Annotated in this window: 10 protein-coding genes and 1 pseudogene; 4 read left to right on the forward strand and 7 right to left on the reverse strand. The window is 69.9% G+C overall.

What is annotated here, in order from left to right; genetic code table 11:
• The 6 genes and pseudogenes from ROA7023_RS22710 to ROA7023_RS22735 all read right to left on the reverse strand — a co-directional run.
• Nucleotides 1–409, reverse strand: a pseudogene (locus ROA7023_RS22710) (phage tail tape measure protein); the annotation flags it as partial.
• The gene (locus ROA7023_RS22715) at nucleotides 409–633 is read right to left on the reverse strand and encodes a DUF7697 family protein (RefSeq protein WP_085881253.1); all 225 of its coding nucleotides are present in this window, start codon (nucleotides 631–633) and stop codon (nucleotides 409–411) included. The gene ROA7023_RS22715 and the pseudogene ROA7023_RS22710, both read right to left, overlap by 1 nt.
• Nucleotides 634–650: 17 nt before the next feature.
• Nucleotides 651–1148, reverse strand: coding sequence for a hypothetical protein (locus ROA7023_RS22720; protein WP_085881254.1), 498 nt, complete (start codon nucleotides 1146–1148; stop codon nucleotides 651–653).
• Nucleotides 1148–2089 carry a phage tail tube protein gene (locus ROA7023_RS22725; RefSeq protein ID WP_085881255.1) on the reverse strand — a complete coding sequence of 314 codons (942 nt, stop codon included), beginning with the start codon at nucleotides 2087–2089 and terminating at the stop codon, nucleotides 1148–1150. Before ROA7023_RS22725 ends, ROA7023_RS22720 begins: the two co-directional genes overlap by 1 nt.
• A gap of 104 nt (nucleotides 2090–2193) precedes the next feature.
• Nucleotides 2194–2610, reverse strand: coding sequence for an acyl-CoA transferase (locus ROA7023_RS22730; RefSeq protein WP_085881256.1), 417 nt, complete (start codon nucleotides 2608–2610; stop codon nucleotides 2194–2196).
• On the reverse strand, nucleotides 2607–3032 hold the full coding sequence (locus tag ROA7023_RS22735; protein ID WP_050664246.1) for a MerR family transcriptional regulator: 426 nt from the start codon (nucleotides 3030–3032) through the stop codon (nucleotides 2607–2609). Before ROA7023_RS22735 ends, ROA7023_RS22730 begins: the two co-directional genes overlap by 4 nt.
• A gap of 76 nt (nucleotides 3033–3108) precedes the next feature.
• On the opposite strand from ROA7023_RS22735, the gene ROA7023_RS22740 reads away from it, so the two are divergent.
• Genes ROA7023_RS22740 through merA form a run of 4 tightly spaced genes read left to right on the forward strand, consistent with a single transcriptional unit; the run spans nucleotide 3109 to nucleotide 5489 of the window.
• The gene (locus tag ROA7023_RS22740; protein ID WP_050664247.1) at nucleotides 3109–3498 is read left to right on the forward strand and encodes a mercuric transporter MerT family protein; all 390 of its coding nucleotides are present in this window, start codon (nucleotides 3109–3111) and stop codon (nucleotides 3496–3498) included.
• Nucleotides 3499–3516: 18 nt separating this feature from the next.
• Nucleotides 3517–3822, forward strand: coding sequence for a heavy-metal-associated domain-containing protein (locus ROA7023_RS22745; RefSeq protein WP_050664248.1), 306 nt, complete (start codon nucleotides 3517–3519; stop codon nucleotides 3820–3822).
• A 4-nt stretch (nucleotides 3823–3826) separates the two neighbouring features.
• Nucleotides 3827–4060: a mercury resistance system transport protein MerF gene (gene merF, locus ROA7023_RS22750; RefSeq protein ID WP_121096992.1), complete on the forward strand. Its 234-nt coding sequence runs from the start codon at nucleotides 3827–3829 to the stop codon at nucleotides 4058–4060.
• 4 nt (nucleotides 4061–4064) lie between these two features.
• Entirely contained in the window at nucleotides 4065–5489 is a 1425-nt protein-coding gene (merA, locus tag ROA7023_RS22755; RefSeq protein WP_234992420.1) for a mercury(II) reductase, read from the forward strand.
• Between the two features lie 50 nt (nucleotides 5490–5539).
• Here merA and ROA7023_RS22760 read toward each other — a convergent pair.
• Nucleotides 5540–5947, reverse strand: a 408-nt coding sequence (locus tag ROA7023_RS22760) for a DUF6441 family protein (protein ID WP_234992421.1), incomplete at its 5' end; no start/stop codon positions are given.

Here is a 5947-nt window from a genome sequence, read left to right on the forward strand (position 1 = left end):
CCGCAGGGCCGCTGCCATCGGCGGCGAAGAGCGAAAGGCGCCGGGTCAGGCGCGCAGAGCCGGCCTCGAGTTCGCGGAAGGTATTGCCCGACAGGTCCGCCGCACGCGCGAGCACCTGCACGCTCGCTGTGGTGGTGGCCAGCGACTGCGCGAGCTTGGCCTGCGCGTCGACGGTCTGGAGCCCCGAGCGGATCAGCGCCGCGCCCGCCGCCGTAGCTGCCGCGCCGACGACCCGGGCGATCCGCGTGGCCTGCCGCGCGAAGCGGGCGAGCCGGCGGTTGGCCGCCTCCATCTCGCGCGAGAGGCGCCGGAAGCCCTGCTGCCCGGCCTCGCCCACACCGCGCAGCGCATCCTTGACCTGCCGCCCGCCCGTCGCCGACAGGCGCACGCTCACACGTTTCTCGGCCATCAGTCAGCCCCCATGGCGCCGCCGTCCCCGCGCGACTCGTCGTTTCGTTTCTGCAGGGTCTCGACCACCACCGCCTCGACATGCGGGAGAAGCTCGGCGGCGGCGGCCAGCGGAACGCCGCGGACGCGGGCCATCGTCAGGAGCGCGGTCATGTCGAAGCCGATGACGCCGCCCATCGGCGCCAGCCGCAGCTGGCCGCCGGCCGCCTGCACCAGATCCCGCATCTGCCGACCCTCCAGCGTCAGCGGGCGCTCTTGCGTTTGCGGGCAGTCCGGGCACGGCCCTTGGCACCCTGCGCAGTACTCCGCGCCCCCGCCCCAGACCCAGGCTGCGAGGGCGCAGAGGCGTTTTTTTCCTGCTCCAGCAGCAGTCCTTTCTGGACGTAGCGGGTCTGGAACGCCTCGAAAATCGGCCAGATGTCCATCAGCGCCGGGATCGTCTCGGTCCCGGGCTCCACCGGATTGCCCCTCGCGTCGCCGACGCCGTCCCATTCCACGATCGCCAGCCGGGCCAGCGCGACCGCGAAAGGGATCGCCACCGCCTCGTCGGTCGCGCGCGAAATGGCCGCGTCTGCCTCCGCCTCAATGGCCTCGGGCGGCACGCTCTGCAGCGCCTCGACCACGTCGGGATCGCGGCGCGCCTCGGCCATCAGGGCGGTGGTGATCGGCAGGAGTTTCAGGCGCACGCCGCCGGGCATGTCGTGCCAGGCGGGTTTGCGGGTCATGTCGAGTCGGAGCATCAGTACAGGTCCACGTCGTTGATGAGGGTTGCGGTGGCCATGCGGCCGGTGCCGGGGTCACGCGCCGCCTGCCAGTCGAATGTCGCCTGGATGCCCTGCGGCCCGTCGATCCCGATCCGCGGGCGCGGCAGGTAGACGGCATGCGCAGTCAGCGTGAAGCTCTCGCCCGAGGGCAGCGCGTAGCCGAAAACCAGCTCGCAAGCCGCCCCGTCGATCGCCTGCTGCAGCAGCGTCTCGTCGGCGAAGCGGACCACCACGTTGCCGGTGAGCGCGGCGATGCCGGGCTCCACGCCGTCGATCTTGCCGTCGGCGCGGAGCGTCTCCACCCGGTCGAGGTTGTTGGCATAGGTGATCTCGGCCGAGACCAGGTTGCCGAGCGCCGCCCCATCGCGCTGGACGCTGCCGTTGAAGCTGCCGAAGCGCCTGAGCGCGGGCTCGGTCAGGGTGCCGGCCTGGCTCGCAGCGCTCTTGTCCTCGCCCTGCGCGATCACGCCGACGGTCGCCGTGACGAGGCCCGAGCGCTCCATCGACCATTGCAACTGGTTGACCCGGCAGCCGGGATACATGGCGAAGTGCGGTACCTCCGGCAGGCCCTTTTCCAGCGCGAAGCTCGGCAGGTCCCAGGCGCCGGACTGGAACTCGTGGGTGTAGGGCCCGGTGCCGCTGGTCGTGGGCACGCCGAAGGCGGCCTTGAGCCAGTGGCCCCAGGCCTCCGCGTCGATCGGGACCACCACGTCGCCGTCGGCGGTGATCGCGTCCTTGACCGGCGCCAGCGGATCGCGGCCGTAGCCCAGCAGCTCGGAGTCGAGCAGCGGCTGTTCGGCGGCGACGGTCAGCCCCGGCGCGAAGGGCATTCGGATGAAGCCGCTGGCCGGCGGCGTGCCGTAGGTGGTCTCGAAGCCGAGCGCGAGCCGCGCCCGGGCCCCAAGGGATCGTGCCATGATGCTCTCCTGTCGCAAAAAGGAACGGCCCGCGGAGCGGGTCCGCGGGCCGGTGGGTCAGTGGTCAGGTTGGGGAGGTCGCCCGGTTGCCGTGGACGCCGCGCTCAGCTCAGCGGGTCGTCCGTCGCGTAGTGCAGCACCACCGCGATGGTCGCCGCCTTCAGGCTCGCCGCGCCCTCTACGGCCAAGTCGACCGGGCGCGGCGCTTCTGCCTCTACCCAGTCACAGAGCCCGCTCAGCGTGCGGTCGGCGGCGAGCGCCGTGCCAATGCTGGCGGTCAGCGTGTCGAAGGCGGCATCACGGTCGGCGCCCTGAACCACCGCCTCGATCTCGGCGCGGTGCTGGTAGTGATAACGCAGCGGCGAAAACGTCACCTCCGGCTCCCCCGGCTCGCCGTCGCGCAGGATCAGTAATCCATCGGCCGGGACGCGCTCGGGCAGCACCTCGCTGCGCAAAGCGGTGGCGGGAAGCGCCGAGAGCCGCGCGTTCAGCGCGGCGAGGATGGTTTCGCGAGGTGTCATGGGTCGGCCGGGTTGGAAATCGCGTCGAGCACCGGACAGTCGGGGACTTCGGCGCCCGAACACCTGGATGCGGTTGCAGCGAGGACGGTTTCGATACGCCGGAGATCCGCGATCCTCGCGCGGACATCGGCAAGGTGGCGCTCCGTCCGCTCCTTGACCTCTGCGCAGGTCGGCGCGGCGCCGTCTTCGAGCCCCATCAGTCCGCGGATGTCCTCCATCGAGAACCCGAGTTCGCGGGCGCGCAGGATGAAGCGCAGACGTGTGGCGTGCGCGGTGGAATAGATGCGGTAGCCGGCGTCGGTCCGGGGCGGGTCGGGCAAAAGGCCGGTCTTCTCGTAATAGCGGATCGTCTCGATGTTGCAGCCGGTCGCCCGGGCCAGGTCGCCGCGTGTGAAACCGCTCTCGCGCTCGTGATCGGTCATGGGCAAGTTTCCTCTTGAGCCTGTAGTTGCTACAGACCCTACACCTCTCCTAAATCACAGACGAGAGGTGCGCGACATGGCGCTGACGGACGACCGAACGGACAGCACGGGCGCGGATCGCCCCGCCCGAAAGGGCTGGCTTGCGGCAGGCGGTGTGCTGGGCGCCTTTCTCGCCTCGGCCTGCTGCATCGGGCCGCTGGTGCTTTTGACCCTCGGCATCTCGGGCGCCTGGATCGGCAACCTGACGGCGCTGGAGCCTTACAAGCCGATCTTCGCCGTGATCGCGCTCGGCTTCGTCGGGGCGGGATTCCGGCAGGTCTATTTCCGCAAGCCGACCGTCTGCGAACCCGGTTCCTACTGCGCAAGGCCAGCATCGGCGCGCATCACCAAGACCGCACTCTGGGCCTCGCTGATCCTCGTTGTCGCAGCACTCACCATCGACTGGTGGGCCCCGCTTCTCTACTGATCCCGGAAGGACACCCTCATGAAGAAGTTCCTTGCCCTTGCACTGTTCGGCCTGACAGCCGTCGCCCCGATGACCGCCACTTCTGCGGTCGCGCAGTCCGTCGCCGCGGAGCAGACTATCACGTTCGCGGTCGACAACATGACCTGCGCGCTCTGCCCGATCACTGTGAAGCGTGCGATGGAGGGCGTCGCGGGCGTGCGCACTGTCGAGATCGACTTCGAGGCACGCACCGCCACGGTGATCTACGACTCCGCCGCGACCAGTGCCGACGCCATCGCGGCGGCCTCGGCCAATGCGGGCTACCCGGCGCGGGTCGCGGGCTGACGGGATGACCGAGCAGACCGACCGCAAGCTGATCGCGACAGGGATCGTCGGCACCGTCATCGTGGCGCTCTGCTGCTTCACGCCGATCCTGGTCGTGCTTCTCGGCGCCGTGGGACTGTCGGCCTGGCTGGGCTGGCTCGACTATGTGCTGCTGCCCGCACTCGCCTTTTTCGTCGTGCTGACGGTGTATGCCGTCTGGCGGCGGCAGCGGCGCCAGACCACTCGAACGGATGGATGACTTGATGAAAGACGATTGCTGCACGCCCAAGGGTGACTATGACCTCGCCGTCATCGGTGCGGGCTCGGCCGGCTTCTCGGCCGCGATCACGGCCGTCGAGGGCGGCAAGCGCGTCGCGCTGATCGGCCACGGCACGATCGGCGGGACCTGCGTGAACGTGGGCTGCGTGCCCTCCAAGACGATGATCCGCGCGGCCGAGGCCATGCATGGCGCGAAGGCCGCGCGCCGTTTCCCCGGACTGTCGGGCGACTCGCAGGTGACCGACTGGGCGGCCCTGATCGGCGCAAAGGACGACCTTGTCGCAAGCCTGCGACAGAAGAAATATGCCGAGCTGCTGCCCGAGTACGACGGTGTCACCTATGTCGACGAGGGGCCGGCGCGGCTCGTGGATGGCGGCGTCGAGGTCGGCGGGCGCAGGATCGCCGCGCCAAGGGTGATCGTCGCAACCGGCGGGCGGCCCGCAGTGCCCGACATCCCCGGCATTGCGGATGTGCCGACGCTCGACAGCACCTCGCTGATGGAACTGGAGCGGCTGCCCGAGAGCCTGATCTTCCTCGGCGGCGGCTATATCGGCGTGGAACTGGCGCAGATGATGGCGCGGATGGGCGTCCGCGTGACCATCGTCTGCCGGTCGCGCCTGCTGCCGCGCACCGAGCCGGAGGTGTCCGAGGCGCTCACGGAGGTCTTGCGGGAAGAGGGTCTGACGATCCTCGACGGCGTTCGCTACGAGGCTGCACGAGAGGTGGATGACGGCGCGCTCCTGTCGGTCACGCGGAACGGGACCGTCCGCGAACTGACGGCCGACCATCTCGTCCTGACCACGGGACGCGCGCCCAACACCGAGGGGCTGGGCCTGGCCGAAATGGGCGTCGAGACCGACGCGCGCGGCACGATCAGGGTCGGCGACGACATGGCCACGACACGCCCCGGCATCTATGCGGCAGGCGACGTCGCGGACCGCGACCAGTTCGTCTACATGGCGGCCTACGGCGCAAAGCTCGCGGCCCGCAACGCCGTGCTGGACGGCGCCGAGCGCTACGACAACGCGGCGATGCCGTGGGTGGTATTCACCGATCCGCAGGTCGCGGGCGTTGGCCTGACCGAGGCGGACGCGCGCGACGCCGGCCATGACGTGAAGACAAGCGTGCTTGACCTCGACAACGTGCCCCGCGCGCTCGCCGCCCGCGACACGCGGGGGCGGATCAAGCTGGTCGCAGATGCGCAGACGGACCGCCTGCTGGGCGGCGTGATCATGGCGCCGGAAGGGGCCGACAGCGTTCAGACGCTGGCCATGGCGCTGAAGTTCGGCATGACGACGAAGGCGCTCGGCGAGACGATCTTTCCCTATCTGACCACAGTCGAGGGCCTGAAGCTCGCCGCTCAGACCTTCGACATGGATGTCGCGAAGCTGTCTTGCTGTGCTGGTTGAGCCGATCCAACAGCCTCGAAACTTCTGCGGCGTTTGGCGATCCGACATGATCAAAGCCGCCCCTCCACCCAGTTCGCCACGATCAACCCGGGCACGCTGTCACGCGCGCGCTCGGCGTCCCGGTCGAGATCGAGCCGCTTCGGCAGCTTGACCTGCGGGACCAGCAAGAAGATCGGCGCGGTGACCTGGTTGCGCCCCGTCTTGGCGCGTGAGGCCACCGCGGTGCCCCGCGTGTTGATCCGGGCCCGATCCGCGACGAGCAGGCTCGGGCCGCGGCGGCGATAGACGAACCGCAGGCGCAGACCGCGGCGGCGTTCCCATTCGTCGGGGGTGATCTTTCCGCCGCGCAATCCGCGGCCGGCGGCGGGCGTCGGGATCGCGAGCCAGAACCCGGCCTTCGAGCGGATCAGCGGGCCGGTGTCGTGCGCGCCGACGATGGCGGGCGCCTTCGACCAGAC

This window comes from Roseisalinus antarcticus (assembly GCF_900172355.1).
GTDB lineage: Bacteria > Pseudomonadota > Alphaproteobacteria > Rhodobacterales > Rhodobacteraceae > Oceanicola > Oceanicola antarcticus_A.